The sequence below is a fragment of the Actinoplanes flavus genome, assembly GCF_017592555.1.
Lineage (GTDB): Bacteria > Actinomycetota > Actinomycetes > Mycobacteriales > Micromonosporaceae > Actinoplanes > Actinoplanes flavus.
In genome coordinates this window covers 152,029-171,553 of sequence record NZ_JAGFNS010000006.1, presented here as the reverse complement: position 1 = coordinate 171,553, position 19,525 = coordinate 152,029, and the positions used below count along the sequence as shown (strand labels likewise).

Annotated in this window: 17 protein-coding genes and 1 pseudogene; 13 read left to right on the top strand and 5 right to left on the bottom strand. The window is 71.1% G+C overall.

The window, feature by feature from the left end:
• Positions 1-22 precede the first annotated feature (22 nt).
• Together J5X75_RS11170 and J5X75_RS11165 are read left to right on the top strand one after the other, a co-directional pair.
• The gene (locus tag J5X75_RS11170; RefSeq protein WP_307798023.1) at positions 23-2,527 is read left to right on the top strand and encodes a bifunctional FO biosynthesis protein CofGH; all 2,505 of its coding nucleotides are present in this window, start codon (positions 23-25) and stop codon (positions 2,525-2,527) included.
• 330 nt (positions 2,528-2,857) lie between these two features.
• Entirely contained in the window at positions 2,858-3,115 is a 258-nt protein-coding gene (locus J5X75_RS11165; RefSeq protein ID WP_015619224.1) for a WhiB family transcriptional regulator, read from the top strand.
• 6 nt (positions 3,116-3,121) lie between these two features.
• On the opposite strand, the gene J5X75_RS11160 is transcribed toward J5X75_RS11165, so the two are convergent.
• Positions 3,122-3,598 carry a metallopeptidase family protein gene (locus tag J5X75_RS11160; protein WP_372441875.1) on the bottom strand — a complete coding sequence of 159 codons (477 nt, stop codon included), beginning with the start codon at positions 3,596-3,598 and terminating at the stop codon, positions 3,122-3,124.
• 186 nt (positions 3,599-3,784) lie between these two features.
• Between J5X75_RS11160 and J5X75_RS11155 the strand changes: the two genes are divergently transcribed.
• Positions 3,785-4,141 carry a DUF3499 domain-containing protein gene (locus J5X75_RS11155; protein ID WP_188121151.1) on the top strand — a complete coding sequence of 119 codons (357 nt, stop codon included), beginning with the start codon at positions 3,785-3,787 and terminating at the stop codon, positions 4,139-4,141.
• A 342-nt stretch (positions 4,142-4,483) separates the two neighbouring features.
• On the opposite strand, the gene J5X75_RS11150 is transcribed toward J5X75_RS11155, so the two are convergent.
• The 4 genes from J5X75_RS11150 to J5X75_RS11135 form a co-directional block, all read right to left on the bottom strand.
• On the bottom strand, positions 4,484-5,353 hold the full coding sequence (locus J5X75_RS11150) for a polysaccharide deacetylase family protein (protein ID WP_238487692.1): 870 nt from the start codon (positions 5,351-5,353) through the stop codon (positions 4,484-4,486).
• A gap of 166 nt (positions 5,354-5,519) precedes the next feature.
• On the bottom strand, positions 5,520-5,891 hold the full coding sequence (locus tag J5X75_RS11145) for a DUF779 domain-containing protein (protein ID WP_208467271.1): 372 nt from the start codon (positions 5,889-5,891) through the stop codon (positions 5,520-5,522).
• A gap of 3 nt (positions 5,892-5,894) precedes the next feature.
• Positions 5,895-7,418 (bottom strand): acetaldehyde dehydrogenase ExaC, encoded by a 1,524-nt coding sequence (gene exaC, locus J5X75_RS11140; protein ID WP_208467270.1) that lies wholly within the window; start codon positions 7,416-7,418, stop codon positions 5,895-5,897.
• Between the two features lie 33 nt (positions 7,419-7,451).
• Complete coding sequence (locus J5X75_RS11135; protein ID WP_307798035.1) at positions 7,452-8,708, bottom strand: GAF domain-containing protein; 1,257 nt, start codon at positions 8,706-8,708, stop codon at positions 7,452-7,454.
• A 65-nt stretch (positions 8,709-8,773) separates the two neighbouring features.
• Between J5X75_RS11135 and nfi the strand changes: the two genes are divergently transcribed.
• From nfi to J5X75_RS11085, 10 genes and pseudogenes are all read left to right on the top strand, one after another.
• Positions 8,774-9,427, top strand: coding sequence for a deoxyribonuclease V (nfi, locus tag J5X75_RS11130; RefSeq protein ID WP_307798022.1), 654 nt, complete (start codon positions 8,774-8,776; stop codon positions 9,425-9,427).
• Positions 9,428-9,515: 88 nt separating this feature from the next.
• Positions 9,516-10,895, top strand: coding sequence for a phosphomannomutase/phosphoglucomutase (locus J5X75_RS11125; RefSeq protein WP_208467268.1), 1,380 nt, complete (start codon positions 9,516-9,518; stop codon positions 10,893-10,895).
• Positions 10,896-10,939: 44 nt separating this feature from the next.
• A pseudogene (locus J5X75_RS44150) lies at positions 10,940-11,101 on the top strand (Trm112 family protein); the annotation flags it as partial.
• Between the two features lie 122 nt (positions 11,102-11,223).
• On the top strand, positions 11,224-12,444 hold the full coding sequence (locus tag J5X75_RS11115) for an SIS domain-containing protein (RefSeq protein ID WP_208467266.1): 1,221 nt from the start codon (positions 11,224-11,226) through the stop codon (positions 12,442-12,444).
• Positions 12,444-13,628: a mannose-6-phosphate isomerase, class I gene (manA, locus tag J5X75_RS11110; RefSeq protein WP_238487690.1), complete on the top strand. Its 1,185-nt coding sequence runs from the start codon at positions 12,444-12,446 to the stop codon at positions 13,626-13,628. The genes J5X75_RS11115 and manA overlap by 1 nt, the downstream gene beginning before the upstream one ends.
• Positions 13,629-14,061: 433 nt before the next feature.
• Positions 14,062-14,910, top strand: a complete 849-nt coding sequence (locus J5X75_RS11105; protein ID WP_208467265.1) for a helix-turn-helix domain-containing protein — start codon at positions 14,062-14,064, stop codon at positions 14,908-14,910.
• 50 nt (positions 14,911-14,960) lie between these two features.
• Entirely contained in the window at positions 14,961-15,164 is a 204-nt protein-coding gene (locus J5X75_RS11100; RefSeq protein WP_183224962.1) for a DUF397 domain-containing protein, read from the top strand.
• Between the two features lie 143 nt (positions 15,165-15,307).
• Positions 15,308-15,997: an MtrAB system response regulator MtrA gene (gene mtrA, locus J5X75_RS11095; RefSeq protein WP_014688036.1), complete on the top strand. Its 690-nt coding sequence runs from the start codon at positions 15,308-15,310 to the stop codon at positions 15,995-15,997.
• A gap of 28 nt (positions 15,998-16,025) precedes the next feature.
• Positions 16,026-17,717 carry an MtrAB system histidine kinase MtrB gene (gene mtrB / locus J5X75_RS11090; protein ID WP_238487689.1) on the top strand — a complete coding sequence of 564 codons (1,692 nt, stop codon included), beginning with the start codon at positions 16,026-16,028 and terminating at the stop codon, positions 17,715-17,717.
• Entirely contained in the window at positions 17,717-19,525 is a 1,809-nt protein-coding gene (locus tag J5X75_RS11085) for an LpqB family beta-propeller domain-containing protein (protein WP_208467264.1), read from the top strand. Before mtrB ends, J5X75_RS11085 begins: the two co-directional genes overlap by 1 nt.

Sequence of the window (19,525 nt, the reverse complement as noted above, 5' to 3'; positions counted from 1 at the left end):
ATTCCGGCCTAGGCTGCTTCGCGTGGTAGAGGTCAACGTGGAACCCGTACCGACACCGGCGAGCATCCGCCGCGCACTGCGCCGCGCCGCCGACGGCAAGGCGATCGACATCGATGAGGCGACCGCGCTGCTCGCGGCCACCGGCGACCGGTTCGACGAGCTGCTGGCGATCGCCGGCGGCATCCGCGACGCCGGTCTGCGGGAGGCCGGGCGGCCGGGCGTCGTGACGTACTCGCGCAAGGTCTTCATCCCACTGACCCGGCTCTGCCGCGACCGATGTCACTACTGCACCTTCGCCACCGTGCCGCACAAGCTCCCGGCCGCGTTCCTGGAGCGCGACGAGGTGCTGGAGATCGCCCGGCAGGGCGCCGCACAGGGCTGCAAGGAGGCGCTGTTCACCCTCGGCGACCGGCCCGAGGAGCGCTGGCCGGCGGCCCGGCAGTGGCTCGACGAGCGGGGTTACGACTCCACTCTCGACTACGTGCGCGCCTGCGCGATCGCCGTGCTGGAGGAGACCGGCCTGCTGCCGCACCTCAACCCCGGGGTGCTGAGCTGGGCCGAGTTGCAGCGGCTCAAGCCGGTGGCGCCGAGCATGGGCATGATGCTGGAGACCACCGCCACCCGGCTCTGGTCGGAGAAGGGCGGCCCGCACTTCGGCTCGCCGGACAAGGAGCCGGCGGTCCGGTTGCGGGTGCTCGACGACGCCGGCCGGGTCGGCGTCCCGTTCACCACCGGCATCCTGATCGGCATCGGCGAGACCGTCACCGAGCGGGTCGAGTCGCTCTTCGCGATCCGTCGCGCGGCCCGGGAGTTCGGGCACATCCAGGAGGTCATCGTCCAGAACTTCCGGGCCAAGCCGGACACGGCGATGCGCGGGATGCCGGACGCCGAGTTGCGCGAGCTGGCCGCCACGGTGGCCGTCGCCCGGATCATCATGGGCCCGCGTGCCCGCATCCAGGCCCCGCCGAACCTGATCGACGACGAGTTCTCGCTGCTGTTGCGGGCCGGCATCGACGACTGGGGCGGGGTCTCCCCGGTGACGCCGGACCACGTGAACCCCGAACGCCCGTGGCCCCAGATCAACCTACTAGCCGAAATGTCCGAAAAATCGGGATTCGAGCTGCGGGAGCGCCTCACGATCTACCCGGAGTACGTCCGCCGGGGTGACGAGGGCTGGCTGGACCCGCGAGTGAAAGCGCACGTCGCGGCGCTGGCCGAGGACAGCGGCCTGGCGAAGGAGGGCGCGATCCCGGTCGGCTCGCCGTGGCAGGAGCCGGACGACGCCTTCGGGACCGGCCGCACCGACCTCTTCAAGAGCATCGACACCGACGGCCGCACCGGCGACCGGCGCACCGACTTCGACGACGTCTACGGCGACTGGGACGAGGTCGCCGCGCACGTCAGGAGCGCCCCGGCGACCATGCCGACCGACGTGGTGGCGGCGCTCCGGCTGGCCGAGACCGACCCGGGCGCGCTCCTGCTGGAGAAGCACGAGGACAAGGCCATGGCGCTGTTCAACGCCGACGGCCCGGCCCTGGACGAACTGGCCCGGATCGCCGACGGTCTGCGCCGCCAGGTCAACGGCGACGACATCACGTACGTGGTGAACCGCAACATCAACTTCTCGAACGTCTGTTACGTGGGCTGCCGGTTCTGTGCGTTCGCCCAGCGCGAGAAGGACGCCGACGCCTACCGCCTGTCGGTGGAGCAGGTCGCCGACCGGGCCGAGGAGGCGTGGCGGGACGGCGCCTCCGAGGTGTGCATGCAGGGCGGCATCGACCCGAAGATGCCGGTCACCGCGTACGCCGATCTGGTTCGCGCCGTCAAGCAGCGGGTCCCCGGCATGCACGTCCACGCGTACTCGCCCATGGAGATCGTCACCGCCTCGGCCAAGGCCGGGGTCTCGCTGCGGGAGTGGCTGACCGACCTGCGGGACGCGGGTCTCGGCACCATCCCGGGCACCGCCGCCGAGATCCTGGACGACGACGTGCGCTGGGTCCTCACCAAGGGCAAACTGCCCACCGCGACCTGGGCCGAGGTGGTCACCACGGCGCACCAGGTGGGCATCCGCTCCAGTTCGACCATGATGTACGGCCACGTCGACCACCCACGCCAGTGGCTCGGCCACTTCCGGGTGCTGGCCGGGATCCAGGACGTCACCGGTGGCTTCACCGAGTTCGTGGCGCTGCCGTTCGTGCACACCAACGCCCCGATCTACCTGGCCGGCATCGCCCGCCCCGGCCCGACCTGGCGGGAGAACCGGGTGGTGCACGCCATGGCCCGGGTGCTTCTGCACGGCCGGATCGACAACATCCAGTGTTCGTGGGTGAAACTCGGCGACGAGGGAACCAGGGTGATGCTCGACAGTGGCTGTAATGACCTTGGTGGAACTCTGATGGAGGAAACAATTTCACGAATGGCCGGTTCGGAACACGGCTCGTCTCGTACGGTCGCGGAGTTGAAAGAACTGGCCGCGTCGGCCGGTCGCCCGGCGGTGGAACGGACCACGGTGTACGGCCGCAGGTGACAAGTTGATCCCTTCGGCGGACCCGTCCTGGGGACCCCCCTGCCCACAGGTTACAAATCGGGTTAAATTGGACGCGAAGGCCCGGCCTCGCGTTACCTTCCAATGCCCTGGAGAGATAGGGCAGGAACGGGGCCATGAACCGTTCTCAAGCGTCGGGGAAACGGGCCCATTTAGCAGGTTCGGCTTGACGACGCACGTCTTACACGCGTGTAATTTTGGTGGGGTTGCGGGGACGATGTGGCACAAAGGCGTCGAACCCGCAAAAACACGCCGCGTGCGTGGGGGGTCAGCGCCGGTTTCGCGCCGGCGCGGAATTTTGGAGGCACGCCGATGGAAGCGCAGGTTGAAGGGGTAGACCTGCTCGGGGACGCGCCCGAGTGGCAGGAACGGGCGCTGTGTTCGCAGACCGATCCCGAAGCCTTCTTCCCGGAGAAGGGCGGCTCGACGCGCGAGGCGAAGCGCATCTGCGGCCGCTGTGATGTCAAAGCCGAGTGTCTGGAGTACGCACTCGGTCACGACGAACGCTTCGGGATCTGGGGTGGACTGTCCGAACGTGAACGTCGCAAGCTGAAGCGGCGCGTGGCCTGACCGGACTCAGGCCAGCTCGTCCGGATCCACTCCCAGCAGGTTGGCTACCTGCTCGATGATCACATCGTGGACGAGGTCGGCGAGGTCCTCACGATCCATCGCCCGGAACTCCAGCGGGCGCCGGTAGAGCACGATCCTCGGGGGAAGTTCGTGCCGCCCCGGACGCCCGGGCAGCAGCCGGGCCAGAGGCACCTCGCCGTCCTCGAGCACATCCGAGTCGTAGACGTTCAGCTCCGGTGGCACGTCCTCGACCGCGAACTCGACGCCGGCCAGCTCCTTGGCGTAGCGGCGCTCCAGGCTCTCGACCGTGTCCAGCACCAGGTCGTCGAAGATCTCCGCCTTGGTGCGGGCCAGTGGCACGGTCGCCGGCACCAGACGGCCGCGGAGCCCGCGCCCGTGCCGGTCACGCCGGGCCGGATGACCCGGGCCGGAGCCGCGCGTCGCCTTGCCATCCGTTCGGCGGCGTTCAGGGCTGGTGGTCACGCGGCCAGCGTATCCCCACCCGGGCGGCAGGAGCGGTCAGCCCGTGCTCATCGTGTGTCCGTGCCGTTAATTCGCCCCAACGGGGCGGCGTGTCTAACGACCATGGCCGAATCGTGATGCGGTCCGGGTCGGCGTGTCGCGGGGCAACATTCCCCAGAATCGCGGGCGGGGAGATAAGTTGCCGCCGTGAGGTCACCACGGCGCTGCTCCCGGAACGGCTGTCCCCGACAGGCGGTCGCCACCCTGACCTACGTCTACGGCGACTCCACGGCCGTCGTGGGCCCGCTCGCGGCCTTCGCCGAACCCCACACGTACGACCTCTGCGAGACGCACGCCCGCAGCCTCACCGCCCCGCGAGGCTGGGAACTCGTCCGCCACGACGGCGACTTCGCGCCCCCACCCCCCACCACCGACGACCTCGTCGCCCTCGCCGAGGCCGTCCGCGAAGCCGCCCGCCCGGTCCCGCCACGCCCGGACGACACCGACCACACCCCGCAGACCGGTCGCCGCGGCCACCTGAGAGTGATTCCCCCCTCCCACTGAGCCGGGCGCCTTCGAAGATCAAGGGCATGTCGCATCCCGGTGGTGGGTGCGGACCGCTGCTCCCGCCGAGGGCGCGGGCCGGCTCGCTGGCCGCTGGCGCGTCCAGACCGCTCCCCACCCCGCGCGACCTGCGTAAGTGGTCACCCTCCCCCTCGGCTGGCTCTCAGGGTTGTCTCAGCCCTGCTGAGACAACCCTGACGTCCAGCCGGTGCTCTGGGGGTGACCACCGATCTCCGCCCGGTGGGCGCGGCACAGGCTTGCGTGGCAGCGCCTCGCGGGGCGGGGCGGGACGGGGTGGATTTCGGCGGGGCGGCGCAGCCCGTACCGGAGAGGGGTTCGATCTCAGGTCAGAGGGACCAGCTGGAAGCGCTTGTGTAGCCACGGGAGCAGGACGCGGTAGGCGTCGATGGTGTCCGGCTGGGCGTAGTCGTGGGAGAGGACGATCGCGCCGGCGCGGGTGTGCTGCTGGACGATGCGGATGATGCGCTTGCGGTGGGCGCTGCGGGACTCGGTCTCCGGCTGCTCCCAGTCGCGGGGGTCGACCTTCCAGTAGATGGAGCGCATGCCGAGCTGTGCGGAGACCTTGACCATGGCGGGGGTGAAGTTGCCGCCGGGGGCGCGCATGTAGCGGATCTCGGCGCCGGGGACCGCGGCGCGGATGGCGGCGTTGGTGCGTTCCAGGTCCGCGCGGATGGCGGCATGTGACTTCTTGCCCAGTTTGAGATCGTGGTTCCAGGAGTGGTTGCAGAGGCTGTGCCCACCCGCGGCGATCGCCTGGACCAGGTCGGGATGGCGCCGCGCCTGCGTGCCGACCAGGCAGAACGTGGCCTTCACCTGATGCTTGGCGAGGAGCTTGAGCAGCTGGGGCGTGTAGTCGGGGTCGGGGCCGTCGTCGAAGGTGAGCGCCACGCCCTTGGTGCCGGTGGTCATGATGCTGCCGGCCGGGCCGGTCCGGCCCTTGGGTTTGGTGTCGGCGACGGTGTTCTCGACGCGCGGCGAGGGCTTCGACGGGGTGGGCGTCGGCGTCGCCGTCGGCGCGGGCGCGGGGGCGGAGCTGGGTGCGGTGACGGACGGCGCGGGGCCGGCGGGCACCGTCGGCCCGGGATCCCCCTGCGCGGTCGTCGTCGCCGCCGTCGCCTGGCCGAGGAGACCGGTCATGATCAGCACGGCGCTGATCAGGAAGGCCTTCCGGGTGTGCGACAGCCGTATCAAGAGACCTCCCCAGGTCGGTGGCGGGCTGACGACGATGCCTCGGATATCGGCCGGCCGCCAGTCCATCCCCATCTTTCGTACCAAAAGCGGACCACATTGATTTTGGCCGGAGTATCATCGCGCACGCGAAAAGGGCGGAGCCGAGGCCCCGCCCTTGACTTGATCTTCAGCTCAGTTCCGCCAGCTCCTGTTCGGTCAGAAGCCGGGAGCGGATCAGGAACCGTACGCCCTCCGGCGCCTCCAGCGAGAAGCCGGAACCGCGACCGGGGACCACGTCCACCGTCAGATGTGTGTGTTTCCACAGTTCGAACTGGCCGGCCGACATCCAGAACGTGATCGGCTCCGGCACCCCCTCGATCGCCAGAGACTCCAGTAGCACGTCGGACCTGCCGGTACGGAATTCACCCTCGAGGTAGCACATCGGAGAGCTTCCGTCACAGCACCCACCGGACTGGTGGAACATCAACGGGCCGTGCTCCTCCCGCAGCCGCCGCATCATGGCGGCGGCCGCGGGAGTCACGTCTACTCGGGTAGCCATGGCCTAGAAGAAGCCGAGGGCCTTCGGCGAGTAGCTGACCAGGAGATTCTTGGTCTGCTGGTAGTGGTCCAGCATCATCCGGTGGTTCTCCCGGCCGATACCGGACTGCTTGTACCCGCCGAACGCGGCGTGCGCCGGGTAGAGGTGGTAGCAGTTGGTCCACACCCGGCCGGCCTTGATCGCCCGCCCGGCCCGGTAGGCCTGGTTCCCGTCCCGCGTCCACACGCCGGCGCCGAGGCCGTACAGGGTCTCGTTGGCGATCTTGATGGCGTCGTCGAAGTCGCCGAACGGGGTCACCGACACCACCGGGCCGAAGATCTCCTCCTGGAAGATCCGCATGGAGTTGCGTCCCTCGAAGATGGTCGGCTGGACGTAGTACCCGCCGGCCAGATCGCCGGGCATCTCCGCCTTCGCGCCACCGACCAGGGCACGCGCGCCCTCCTGCCGGCCGATGTCCAGGTACGACAGGATCTTCTCCAGCTGGTCGTTGGAGGCCTGCGCCCCGACTTGGGTGTCGGTGTCGAGCGGGTTGCCCTGCTTGAGGTTTTCCACCCGCTTCACGCCGGCGGCCAGGAAGTCCGAGTAGTGGGTCTGCTGGATCAGCGCCCGGGACGGGCAGGTGCACACCTCGCCCTGGTTGAGGGCGAACATCGCGAAGCCCTCGAGCGCCTTGTCGTAGAAGTCGTCGTCGGCCCGGGACACGTCGTCGAAGAAGATGTTCGGGCTCTTGCCGCCGAGTTCCAGGGTGACCGGGATCAGGTTCTCCGAGGCGTACTGCATGATCAGGCGGCCGGTGGTGGTCTCGCCGGTGAACGCCACCTTGGCGACCCGGTTCGAGCTGGCCAGCGGCTTGCCGGCCTCCACGCCGAAGCCGTTGACGATGTTCACCACGCCCGGCGGGATCAGGTCGCCGATCAGCGAGAACAGGTAGTGGATCGAGGCGGGCGTCTGCTCGGCCGGCTTGAGGACCACCGCGTTGCCGGCGGCCAGGGCGGGCGCCAGCTTCCAGACCGCCATCAGGATCGGGAAGTTCCACGGGATGATCTGCGCGACCACACCGAGCGGCTCGTGGAAGTGGTAGGCGACGGTGTCCTCGTCCAGTTCGCCCGCGGTGCCCTCCTGGGCGCGGATGACGCCGGCGAAGTAGCGGAAGTGGTCGATGGCCAGGGGCAGGTCGGCGGCCAGCGTCTCGCGTACCGGCTTGCCGTTCTCCCAGCTCTCGGCGACGGCGAGCTTCTCGAGGTTCTGTTCCATCCGGTCGGCGATCCGGTTGAGGATCACCGAGCGCTCGGTGGGCGAGGTGCGGCCCCAGGCGGGGGCGGCGGCGTGGGCCGCGTCCAGGGCCTTCTCCACGTCCTCCTCGGTGCCCCGGGCGATCTCGCAGAAGTCCTGCCCGGTCACCGGCGACGGGTTGGTGAAGTACCGGCCCTTGGCGGGCGGGACGTACTCGCCGCCGATGTAGTGGTCATAGCGCGACTGGTAGCTGACGATGGCGCCTTCGGAACCGGGCGGGGTGTAGATGGTCACGGTCTCGCCTCCCTCTGTTGAGGCGGACGCTAGTTACGGCCACGTTGCAGAAACGTTGCACGCGTATTCCCGGGTCAGTGCGGCGACCCGCCGGGCGGCCACCGGATCCCGCGGCATCAGCCCCGCGTAGGCCTCCCACATCTCCAGGTCGTCGCCGCCCCACGGCCGGTTCAGCCAGGTCTGCACCAGGCGCCGGTCCCCGCTGCCGAGGATCGCGGCACGCAGCCGGTCGTCCAGCCGCCGTCGCAACCGGACAATGCCGGGCGCGTCCGAGGCGGGCAGCAGCGGGCCGGGGTAGGCGTCCAGCGCCTCCGCGGTCCGTCCGGTGTCCAGCAGGCGGGCCACCGTGCCGAGATCGGTCTCCACTCCCGTGCGCAGCCGGTAGGGGCGGGAGTCGAGCAGCTCCGGGCCGAGGATGCGGCGCAGACGGGACAGCTCGGCGCGGACGGTCACCGGGTTCACGTCGTCGCCGTACAGGTCGAAGCCGAGCTGGTCGCCGGTGCGCCCCTCCGGGTGCACGGTGAGCAGGACCAGCAGCTCGGAGTGCCGCCGGCCGAGCCGGACCGGTTTCCCGCCGACCGCGAGCCGGGCCTCGTCCCGGCCGAGAGCCGCGACCTGCGGCCGCTGCGGCAACGGGCCCACCCCGCGCAGGTACGCCTCGGCGGCCAGCGCGGTGGCCCGGACCAGGGCGAGGCTGTGCGGATTGGCCAGATGGTCGCCGCCGGTCACGTCGATGGCACCCAGCAGCCGGCCGGTGCCGGGGTCGTGGACCGGGGCGGCCGCGCACGTCCACCGCTGCGCCGGATGGCTGAAATGCTCGGTCGCGAAGATCTGGAGCGCGTGGTCGACGGCGAGCGCGGTGCCCGGCGCGTTGGTGCCGGCGTGCGCCTCGTCCCAGCGGGCGCCCGGCACGAAGTTCATCGACGCGGCGCCCCGCAGGGTGGCCGGGTGCCCCTCGACCCAGAGCAGCCGGCCGTGCTCGTCGCAGACCGCCAGGATGTGGTCGCCGTCCTCGGCCAGGCCGCCCAGCAGGTCCCGGAAGATCGGCATGACCCGGGACAGCGGATGCGCCGACCGGTACGCCTCCAGGTCGTCGTCGGCCAGGTCGATCGGCGCGGTGGCGTCGGCCCGGATGTGCGCCGCCGAACGCGCCCACGACTCGGCCACCACCGGGCGCATCGTGGGCGGGCGCCGCTCACCGGCGAGGAACCGTTCATGGGCGCGGCCGACCTGACGGATGCGTTCGGCCGGGTCGTCGCCGGGGGTCAGGGCAAGCCACGGGTTCACCAGCAGCACCTCCTGCCCCATCGTGACCCGCGTCACGGCAAGTGACAACAGTCTCTATGCTCCGGGTCGTGCAGCCCTGGCCCCGTACCGAAGAAGAAGCCCTCGCCGTGCAGGACGGCCTGCGTTCCCGGGTGGTCCACAGCGCCGGGCCGGAGGCGCCCGCGACCGTCGCCGGCCTGGACGTGGCCTACGCCGAGGGCGACGACCGGCTCGCCGCCGCGGTCGTGGTGCTGCGGGTCGCCGATCTCACGGTGGTGGACACGGCTGTGGTTCGGGGGCGGCCGGCGTTCCCGTACGTCCCCGGGCTGTTCGCCTTCCGGGAGGTGCCCGCGCTGTTGGAGGCGCTCGGCCGGCTGACCGTCCCGCCGGAGGTGCTGATCTGCGACGGGCACGGACTGGCCCACCCGCGCCGCTTCGGGCTGGCCGCGCACCTCGGCGTCCTCACCGATCTCCCGGCGTTCGGCGTCGGGAAGACCCGGTTGGTGGGAGACTGGGAGCCGGTCGGAGAAGAGCGGGGCGCGCGGTCGCCGCTGGTCGACGCCGGGGAGACGGTCGGTGCGGTGCTGCGGACCCAGGCCGGGGTGAAACCGGTCTTCGTCTCGGTCGGACACCGGATCGGCCTGGACCGGGCCTGTGCGCTGACACTCGCACTCGCGCCCCGGTTCCGGCTGCCCGAGACGACGCGAGCCGCGGACCGTGCGTGTAGAGATCTCCTCCGTTAACCGTACGGCCGCGCGGTTGAGACCTTGACGCGCGAGGCGCTCCGATACCCTCGGGCCCAAAGGGGATATTGGCGCAAGGGGTGCAGTGGTGTCTGATCTGTCGCAGATCATCAAGGCGTACGACGTACGGGGTACCGTCCCGGACCAGTTCAACGAGACGGTGGCCCGAGCGATCGGCACGGCGTTCGTCGAGATGTTGCGTGAGTCCGGTGACGAGCCGGATCAGATCGTGATCGGTCACGACATGCGCGAGTCCGGGCCTGCTCTGGCCGCCGCCTTCGCCCGGGGCGCGAACTCCGCCGGGGTGGCCGTGATCAACATCGGGCTCGCGTCGACCGACCAGCTCTACTACGCGTCCGGCGCGCTGAGCCTGCCCGGCGCGATGTTCACCGCCAGTCACAACCCGGCGCAGTACAACGGGATCAAGCTGTGCCGTTCCGGCGCCCGGCCGGTCGGCCAGGACAGCGGCCTGGCGATCGTCCGCCAGCGCGCCCAGCAGCTGCTCTCCGACCTGAACGCGGAGGCCGACGGACCGTCCCGGGTGGAGCAGCGCAACCTGCTCGCCGACTACGCCGCGCACCTGCGCTCGCTGGTCGACCTGTCCGGCATCCGGCCGCTCAAGGTCATCGTGGACGCGGGCAACGGCATGGGCGGTTACACCGTCCCGGCCGTCCTCGGTGACCAGGTGCTCCCGGCCCTGCCGTTGACCATCGAGCCGCTCTTCTTCGAGCTGGACGGTTCGTTCCCCAACCACGAGGCGAACCCGCTGGACCCGAAGAACCTGGTGGACCTCCAGAAGGCGGTCCGCGAGCAGGGCGCCGACATCGGTCTCGCGTTCGACGGCGACGCCGACCGCTGCTTCGTCGTCGACGAGAAGGGCGACCCGGTCTCGCCGTCCGCGATCACCGCGCTGGTCGCCGCCCGTGAGCTGGCCAAGTTCCCGGGCAGCACGATCATCCACAACCTGATCACCTCGGCCGCGGTTCCGGAGATCATCACCGAGAACGGTGGCAAGCCGGTCCGCAGCCGGGTCGGCCACTCGTTCATCAAGGCCGAGATGGCCGCCACCAATGCGGTCTTCGGCGGCGAGCACTCGGCGCACTACTACTTCCGCGACTTCTGGTTCGCCGACACCGGCATGCTGGCCGCCATGCACGTGCTGGCCGCGTTCGGCGGGCAGGACCTGCCGCTCTCCGAGTTCGCCGCCGAGTACGAGCGGTACGCCGCCTCCGGTGAGATCAACTCCACGGTGGCCGACGCCGCCGCCAAGATCGCCGAGGTGCGTGCCGCGTTCCCGGACGCCCGGGTGGACGACCTCGACGGGATGACCTTCCAGCTCGGTGACGGCGCCTGGTTCAACCTGCGGGCGTCCAACACGGAGCCGCTGCTGCGCCTGAACGTGGAGGCGCCCGACGCGGATCGGATGGCGAAGCTGCGCGACGCGGTGCTCGCCATCGTTCGTGGATAGGATCGCCACGACCGGAGTTCAACGCGGCGATTAGGAGTAACTCGGTGGCGCTCGATCAGCAGTTGCTGGAGATTCTGGCCTGCCCGGACACCCATCACGCGCCCCTCGAGCACGACGCGGGCGCGCAGACGCTGACGTGCACCGAGTGTGGCCGGATCTTCGAGATCCGCGACGACATCCCGATCCTGCTGCTGGACGAGGCGCGGCTGCCCGGGTCCTCGTCGGAGGAGCCGGCCGGCTCTTCTTCGAAGGACCGGCCGGCCGCCCGCTCGGCCGGCCCGCTGGCCGAGGATTCCGTCGAGAAGCCCGCCGACGAGGAGACGGACTGATGGCCGGCCCAGTGAGCGGCTCCGCCGGCGTCAACGGCCATCGGGTCGCCGACGAGTCGCTGCTCAACGACGAGAAGTCGATGCTCGACAACGACCCCGGCGGCATGCTGCGGGCCACCGCCTCGGCCGGCGCGCAGGTGCGGGAGGCCGCGGCGCTCGCCGCCGAGGTCGACCTGAGCATGCTCGCCGACGAGGGCCGCCCGCGGGCCGTGGTGGTCGCCGGCATCGGCACCGCCGGGCTCACCGGCAGCATCCTGTCCACCGTCGCCGGCCCGCGCTGCCCGGTGCCGATCATCGGCCACCGCAGCGCGGGCGTGCCCGGCTGGGTCGGCGCGGCCGACGTGGTGATCGCCGTGTCCGCCTCCGGCCGCAGCCCGGAGGCGCTCGCCGCGGCCGAGGCGGCGGCCCGCCGGGGCGCCCGCCTGGTCGCCATCGGCAACCCCGGGTCCGACCTGGAGGCGGTGGCCGAGCGGGCCCGCGCCCCCTTCATCGGCGTGCCGCGCCGGGCCCCGGCCCGGGCCACCCTGTGGGGTCTGACCATTCCGGTGCTCTTCGCCGGCCGGGCGCTCGGCATCGCCAAGCTGGCCGAGGCGGACATCGCCGAGACCGCCACCCGGCTGGACGCCGACGCCGAGCGCTGCCGTCCCGGCGCCGACTCGTTCGTCAACCCGGCCAAGGAGCTGGCCCTCGGTCTGGCCGGCTCGGTGCCGATCGTCTGGGGTTCCTCCCCGCTGGCCACGGTCGCGGCCCGCCGGTTCGCCGACACCCTGGCCGCCAACGCCCGGTACCCGGTGATGGCCGGCGCGCTCGGTGAGGCCGGCCGGGGCCGGGTGGGCCTGCTCGACGGCGTCTTCGGCGGTCTCGCCGAGACGTCGCGGGACATCTTCGCCGACCCGGCCGACGACGCCGACGAGCTGACCCGGCTCCGGCTGGTGGTCTTCCGCGACGGCGGGCTCAACCCGGAGGACGACGCCGACGAGCCGGTCGCCGTCGAGGAGCGCCGGGCCGACGCCATCCAGACGCTGGCCGACCGGCGGGGCGTCCGCTGCGACGTGCTCACCGCCGAGGGCGGATCCAGCCTGGAGCGGCTGGCGTCGCTGGTCGCGGTGCCCGACTTCGCCTCGCTGTACCTGGCGCTGGCCCACGGCCTCGACCCGATGGCGGTTCCGGCGATCAGCGAGATGAAGGAGCTCTCGAACCCACTTCCGGAGGGCATCTGATGACCGTGTACCCGCTGACCGGCGTCATCCGGCCGTACGCCTGGGGCTCCCGGACCGCGATCGCGGGGTTGCAGGGCCGCCCCGCTCCCACCGCGGAGCCGGAGGCGGAGCTGTGGCTCGGCGCGCACCCCGGCGACCCGTCCACCGTGCCCGGCACCGACGGGCCGGTCCACCTCGACGGCCTCATCGCCGGTGACCCGGCCGGCCAGCTGGGGGAGGACGTGGCGGAGCGGTTCGGGCCGCGCCTGCCGTTCCTGATGAAGGTCCTGGCCGCCGCCGCCCCGCTCTCCCTGCAGGCCCACCCCGACGCGGCGTACGCGAAGGAGGCGTTCGCCCGCCAGGAGGCCGACCCGGAGGCGCCGAAGAACTACACGGACGCCCACCACAAGCCGGAGATCCTGGTGGCGCTCACCCCGTTCGAGGCGCTGTGCGGGTTCCGCCCGCCGGCGACGGCCGCCGAGGTGATCGCCGGCTTCGCCCTGCCCCGCCTGGACCCGGTCGTCACGGCGCTGCGCTCCGGTGATCTGTCCGAGGCCGTCCGCCTGCTGCTCACCTGGCCGGGCGAGGATCGCAAGCCGCTGATCGACGACGTGGTCACGGCGATCGCCGCGCATCCCGCCGACCACCCGCACGCCGCCTCGCACCGCCTGGCCGTGACGCTGGCCGAGCACTACCCGGGCGACCCCGGGGTCCTGGTGGCTCTGCTGCTCAACCTGGTGCGCCTGGCCCCGGGCGAGGCCATCTGGATGCCCGCCGGCAATCTGCACGCCTATCTGAACGGCCTGGGCGTCGAGCTCATGGCCGCCAGCGACAACGTGCTCCGCGGTGGCCTCACCCCGAAGCGTGTCGACGTGGCCGAGCTGCTGCGGGTGCTCCGTTTCGAGGTCCTCGACGACCCGTTGCTGCATCCGCACGATCTGGCGCCCGGCGTGACGGCGTGGCGTGTGCCGGTTCCCGACTTCGAGCTGTACCGGATCACCCTCACCGCCGACCGCCCGCCGGCCCGCGTCCCCGGCAGCGGCCCCCGCATCCTGCTGGGCACCGAGGGGGACGTCCACGTCGGCGAGGAACACGGCATCCCGGTGACCCTCCACCCGGGTACGGCCGCCTACGCCCCGGCCGACACGGGCCCGCTCACCGCCGCCGGCCTCGGCACCATCTTCGTGGCGGCCGTTCCGGCCTGACCCGCGCGTGCGGGTCTGTCGTGGATCCGACTCGCCCGCTTTCGGCCCCGCCGCGCCGGCGGGGCCGATTTGCGCCACCCCTCCGTCGCACTCCGTCACTTCGCGCCCGAAATTTCTCGAAATACCTTGACATGGTGGTTGCAGAGTGTGAATCTAGAAGCACGCAGCGTCATTGGTGATCGGGGGGTCCCACGGACGCGCGCGGTACCAAACCGGGGGGATGAACGGGGCGGCGGGCTCAGGCCTGTCGCCCCGTTCGCTATCCCGGCCGCAGCAGCCGTCCGCCCGACCCGGGCGGGGCCTCTTCCCCGGCGGTTGCCGCCACCGGTACGGCCGTCACCCACCCATTACGTCACGGGGCACCGGGCGCTGCAAGTGCATTGGTGGCTATGCAAGTTGCAACGGGGACCCGATCCGTCGATATGGTGACTCCGTGGCGAGGCCGACATCGACAGCGCGCCGGGAGCTCGGCGGGGAACTGCGCCGGCTCCGCGGTGAGCGCCGCGCGGTCGACGTGGCGACCGCGCTCGGCTGGTCGGAGTCGAAACTCAGCCGGATCGAGACGGCGCACACCGGGATCAGTGAACCGGACCTGGACCGGCTCCTCACCCTGTACGGGGTGGGCGTGGAGGACCGCGGCCGGCTGCGGGACCTGGCCCGGCGGGGACGGGCCCGGGCCTGGTGGACGCCGTACCGGTCGTCGGTCCCGGACCCCTACGACGAGTACCTGGCCCTGGAGGCCGAGGCCGTGCGGATCTCCGAGTGGGAGACCCAGGTGGTGCCCGGCCTGCTCCAGACCGACGAGTACGCCCGCGCCGTGATCGAGACCGGCGTCGACATCGACGACTCGGCCATCATCCAGCGCCGGCTCGCGCTGCGGATGGCCCGGCAGTCGACGCTGACCCGGGTGCCGCCGCCCATCCTGCGGATCGTCATCGACGAGGGCGTGCTGCTGCGTGAGATCGGCGGGCCGGAGGTGCAGCGCCGTCAGCTGGCCCGGCTGTACGAGGCGAGCAGCCGTCCCGGTGTGGAACTGATGATCCTGCCGTTCCAGGCGGGCGCGCACGCCGGCCTGACCGAGTCGTTCATGGTGCTGGAGTTCGCGACCGGCACCCGGGCCCCGGTGGTGCACATCGAAGGGCTGACCGGGGGCCTCTTCCGGGTGAAGCCCGAGGAGATCGACGTGTACCAGGACGCCTTCGATGACCTGCAAGAACGCTCTTTGTCGCCAGAAGACAGCCGAACGGTCATCGCTGAGACGAGGGATCGTCTGGCCCGGTGATCTCCCGGCGTGGGGTCCAATGGACTTGCATTCCACGGAAGGAGATGATCATGCAGGACACCACGCTCACCTGGCGTAAGAGCAGCCGCAGTGGCGCTGCCGGGCACTGCGTCGAAGTCGCCGAGGTGCCCGCCGCGGTGCTGGTGCGTGACTCGAAGGATGCCACCGGACCGGTGCTGAGCTTCGGCAACGCGGGCTGGACCGGCTTCATCGCCGGGGTCCGAGCGGGAGAGTTCGACCGGCCCGGCGCGTGATCGGGATTCTCTGATCATTGATCGCGCGCGACGGGCGGTCCCGGACCGGGACCGCCCGTTTTCTCTGGGCGGGATGGGCTTCCCGGGCAAGATCGCCCCCCAGGTAGCGCGAAGATCGGGAGGACAGTGCAATATTGGACCGCATGAGAGCCCGGGTACTGGTCGTCGATGACGATCCCGCGTTGGCCGAGATGCTCGGCATCGTCCTGCGCAGCGAAGGATTCCTACCCTCCTTCGTGGCGGACGGTGAACGTGCCCTGGCCGCTTTCCGGGAGAATCGCCCGGATATCGTTCTGCTCGATCTGATGCTGCCCGGCATGAGCGGCATCGACGTGGCGCGCGCCATCCGCGCCGAGTCGGGCATCCCGATCGTGATGCTGACGGCGAAGAGCGACACCGTCGACGTCGTGCTGGGCCTGGAGTCCGGCGCCGACGACTACGTGGTCAAGCCGTTCAAGCCCAAGGAGCTGGTGGCCCGGATGCGGGCCCGCCTGCGCCGTGGCGAGGACGCCGCGCCGGAGATGCTCACCATCGGCCCGCCCGGTAACCAGATCACCATCGACGTGCCGGCGCACACCGTGTCCCGGGACGGCGAGGAGGTGAAGCTGACGCCGCTCGAGTTCGACCTCCTGGTGGCCCTGGCCCGCAAGCCGCGTCAGGTCTTCACCCGCGAGGTGCTGCTCGAGCAGGTCTGGGGTTACCGGCACGCCGCCGACACGCGCCTGGTCAACGTGCACGTCCAGCGGTTGCGCGCCAAGATAGAGCCGGACCCCGAGCGGCCGGAGATCATCCTCACAGTCCGCGGCGTCGGCTACAAGGCGGGCACCGGCTGATCGTCGGCGGGGGGATAACCTTGCCGCGATGCGTGCTCCCACCTGGCTTCCCATGCCCGTACGCCGCGCCCTGCGAGTGGTGCGGCGTTACTGGCGTGTCCTGGCCCGCCACCTGGAGCGTTACACGGCGCCGGCCCGCCGGGCCTGGCGCCGTTCGCTCCAGTTGCGGGTGGTGGCGCTGACGCTGGTCGCCTCCAGCCTGCTGGTCGGCACCTTCGGCGCCTTCATCGCGAACAGCAGCACCGACATCCTGCTGAGCCGCGCCGAGGACGAGGCCCGGACTGCGATGAACGGCAAGGTGGACTACGCGCTCAAGCAGCTTACGCTCTATCCCCAGGCCCGGGATCCGGAGCTGCCGAACGCGCTGAACGATCTGGCCAACGAGCTGTACGACGGGGAGACCGGCTCGCCGGGCTCGTCGATCGTCTCGATCCGGGCGGAGAACTACCCGGACCTCCAGGCGGTCACCGTGCCGCCGACCGCCGACACCAGCGACCTGATCACCCGCGACATGATCGACAAGGTCTCCGCCGGATCCGGCAAGCAGGCCCGCCAGATCCGGACCGCCGAGATCAACGGCCAGGTCACGAAATACCTGGTGTACGGCTCACCGGTGCCCACCCGCTTCGGTCACGTCGAGCTCTACTACATGGTTCCGCTGACCACCGAGGACCAGGACGCCAACCTGATCCGGACCATCGTGCTGGCCACCGGCCTGGCTTTGGTGATCCTGCTCGGCGTGGTGGCCGGCCTGGTCACCCGGCTCGTGGTGACCCCGGTCCGGGTGGCCGCGCGGACCGCCCAGCGCCTCTCGGCCGGCCTGCTCGACCAGCGGATGAAGGTGGACGGCGAGGACGACCTGGCGCTGCTGGCCGCCGCGTTCAACCAGATGGCGGCGAACCTGCAGCGGCAGATCGTCCGGCTGGAGGAGATGTCCCGGTTGCAGCGGCGGTTCACCTCGGACGTGTCGCACGAGCTGCGGACGCCGCTGACGACCGTACGGATGGCCGCCGACCTGATCTTCTCGGAGCGTGAGGAGTTCGACCCGGCGGTGGCGCGCAGCGCCGAGTTGTTGCAGGCCGAGCTGGACCGCTTCGAGGAGCTGCTCACCGACCTGCTGGAGATCAGCCGGTTCGACGCCGGGTTCGCCGCGCTGGACGCCGAGCACACCGACCTGGTCCCGATCGTCGAGCGGGTGGCCGAGCGGCTCACCGGGCTGGCCGAGCGGGCCGGCGTCGAGCTGGAGCTGCGCCTGCCGGACACCCCGGTGATCGCCGAGGTGGACCCGCGCCGGGTCGAGCGGGTGCTGCGCAACCTGGTGGGCAACGCGGTCGAGCACGGGGAGGCGAAACCGGTGCGGATCACCATGGCCACCGACGACGCGGCCGTGGCCATCACCGTCCGCGACCACGGGATCGGCCTGAAACCGGGGGAGGAGCGGCTGGTCTTCAACCGGTTCTGGCGGGCCGACCCGTCCCGGGCCCGGCAGACCGGCGGCACCGGTCTGGGCCTGTCGATCAGCGTCGAGGACGCGCGGCTGCACGGTGGCTGGCTGGAGGCCTGGGGTGCGCCCGGCGAGGGCGCCCAGTTCCGGCTCACCCTGCCGGTGCGCGCCGGCGACCGGCTGGTCGCGGCGCCGCTGCCGCTGATCCCCCGGGACCGTGGCCCGGAGGTGCCGCTGCCGTTGATCACCCGGGACCGGACCGCGGAGGTGGGTTGATGCTGCGCCGCATGATCGCCGGTACGACCGTGGTCCTGGTGCTTCTGGGCGGCTGCGGGATACCGGACGACTCGGACGTCACCGACCTCGGCCCGGGCCCGTCCACCGGCATCTCCTCCGGTGACGGCAGCCTGCGCAGCCGGCTCACCCGCGAGTCGACCAGCGACCGGGCCCAGTTCGTCACCAACTACCTCCAGGCCGCCGCGGGGGACTACGACACCGCGCTGGACCGGGTGAAGCAGTTCATGTCGGCGCCGGCGAAGGAGCAGTTCAACGCCCCGGCCGCGCCCCGGGTGATCCGCACGATCGACACCCCGCTGCTCACCGCGGACCAGGACAAGGTCAAGGTCCAGTACGAACTGCTCGGCACCCTCGGCAAGAACGGCCTGATCGAGCCGCCCGCCGAGCCGACCACCGGCACCTACGAGTTCACCCTGACCGAGGTCACCGGCGAGGGCCTCTTCATGGTCGAGGCGCCGCCGTTCCTGCTCCTCAGCACCCGCGGGCTGGACAACTTCTACGAAGAGCGCACGATCTACTTCTGGAACACCGAGTACACCGGCCTCGTGCCGGACGTCCGCTACCTGCTCGGTGACGTGCCGATCGAGCAGGAGCCGACGATCATCCTGGGCTGGCTGATCGGCGGCCCGGCACCGTGGCTCCAGGACGCCGTGAAGCCGCTGCCGGATGGCACCCGCACCGAGGGCAAGGTCCCCGCGATCGAGAACAACCAGTTGGCGATCACGTTGAGTGCGCAAGCCGTGCCCACGCAGGACGCCGACGAGGCCGTGGAGCGTCTGCGGCGGCAGTTGCAGTGGTCGCTGCGGCGCCTGCCGTACGAGTTCCTGAAGTTGAGGATCGGTCACCAGGAGGTCCGTAGCTACTCCGGCACCGACTACCTGTCCAGCAATCCGGCACACCGGCTGGTTCCCAACCCGGACCGGTACGTGGTGTACGACCGCACCATCCGGCGTCTCGTGGAGCCGGACCGGCCGACCCCGGACACCGTGCCGGGCCTGAACGCCGACAACAACAAGGACGTCAGCCGCGCGGCGGTCACCACCACCGGGTCGTACGTCTACGCGGCCCTGGTCACCGGCTCCGGCAAGAACGAGCGGCTGCGGGTGGGATTCGCCCCGGCCGGGCAGGTCGCCACGCTGCGTGAGATCACCGGGCTGCCCGGGGACATCGGTCACCCGGTTTGGGCGATCACCCCGGAGGGCGACACCGACGGGGCCGCCGGCCTGGTCATCGCGGACGGCAAGCTGTGGCGGTTCCGGGCGCAGGGCGGCAAGGCGCTCCAGGTCACCTGGCCCGGCGGGACCGGGCAGGTCAGGGCGATCACGGTCGCTCCGGACGGGCACCGGGTGGCGCTGGCCGTCGGCGGCCGCCTCTACCGGGCGGTGCTGACCATCAGCGGCGACGGCCTGGCCCTCAGCGGCATGCAGGAGCTGGACCCGCCGCTCGAATCGGTGACCGCGGTGGACTTCACCAGCGAGGGCTGGCTCACGGTGGCGGGCACCGACCGCAGCAGCAAGCGGATCGCGATCATGGACATCTCGATCGACGCGGCCCTCCAGTCGGACCGTTTGGCCGACATCGGCACGAACCCGGTGAGCTACCTGACGACATACCCCGCGAACCCGGAGACCAATCGGCCCACCGGTTCCACGTTGATGTACTCGACCGGCACCGACGCGTGGGAGGGCCTGTCCACGTCGGTGCAGCTCAAGGCCGGCAGCCTGGCCGGCCCGAGCAGCGAGCCGCGGCCGGGTGTGGTGCCCGGGGCGCCGTTCTTCCTCGACTGA

Excerpts from the sequence above, each read along its gene's own strand:
- J5X75_RS11165 (WP_015619224.1), top strand. The coding sequence starts at position 2,858 with ATGGAAGCGCAGGTTGAAGGGGTAGACCTGCTCGGGGACGCGCCCGAG.
- J5X75_RS11145 (WP_208467271.1), bottom strand. The coding sequence starts at position 5,891 with ATGGCTACCCGAGTAGACGTGACTCCCGCGGCCGCCGCCATGATGCGG.
- J5X75_RS11115 (WP_208467266.1), top strand. The coding sequence starts at position 11,224 with ATGGCCGGCCCAGTGAGCGGCTCCGCCGGCGTCAACGGCCATCGGGTC.
- manA (WP_238487690.1), top strand. The coding sequence starts at position 12,444 with ATGACCGTGTACCCGCTGACCGGCGTCATCCGGCCGTACGCCTGGGGC.
- J5X75_RS11100 (WP_183224962.1), top strand. The coding sequence starts at position 14,961 with ATGCAGGACACCACGCTCACCTGGCGTAAGAGCAGCCGCAGTGGCGCT.
- mtrA (WP_014688036.1), top strand. The coding sequence starts at position 15,308 with ATGAGAGCCCGGGTACTGGTCGTCGATGACGATCCCGCGTTGGCCGAG.
- mtrB (WP_238487689.1), top strand. The coding sequence starts at position 16,026 with ATGCGTGCTCCCACCTGGCTTCCCATGCCCGTACGCCGCGCCCTGCGA.
- J5X75_RS11085 (WP_208467264.1), top strand. The coding sequence starts at position 17,717 with ATGCTGCGCCGCATGATCGCCGGTACGACCGTGGTCCTGGTGCTTCTG.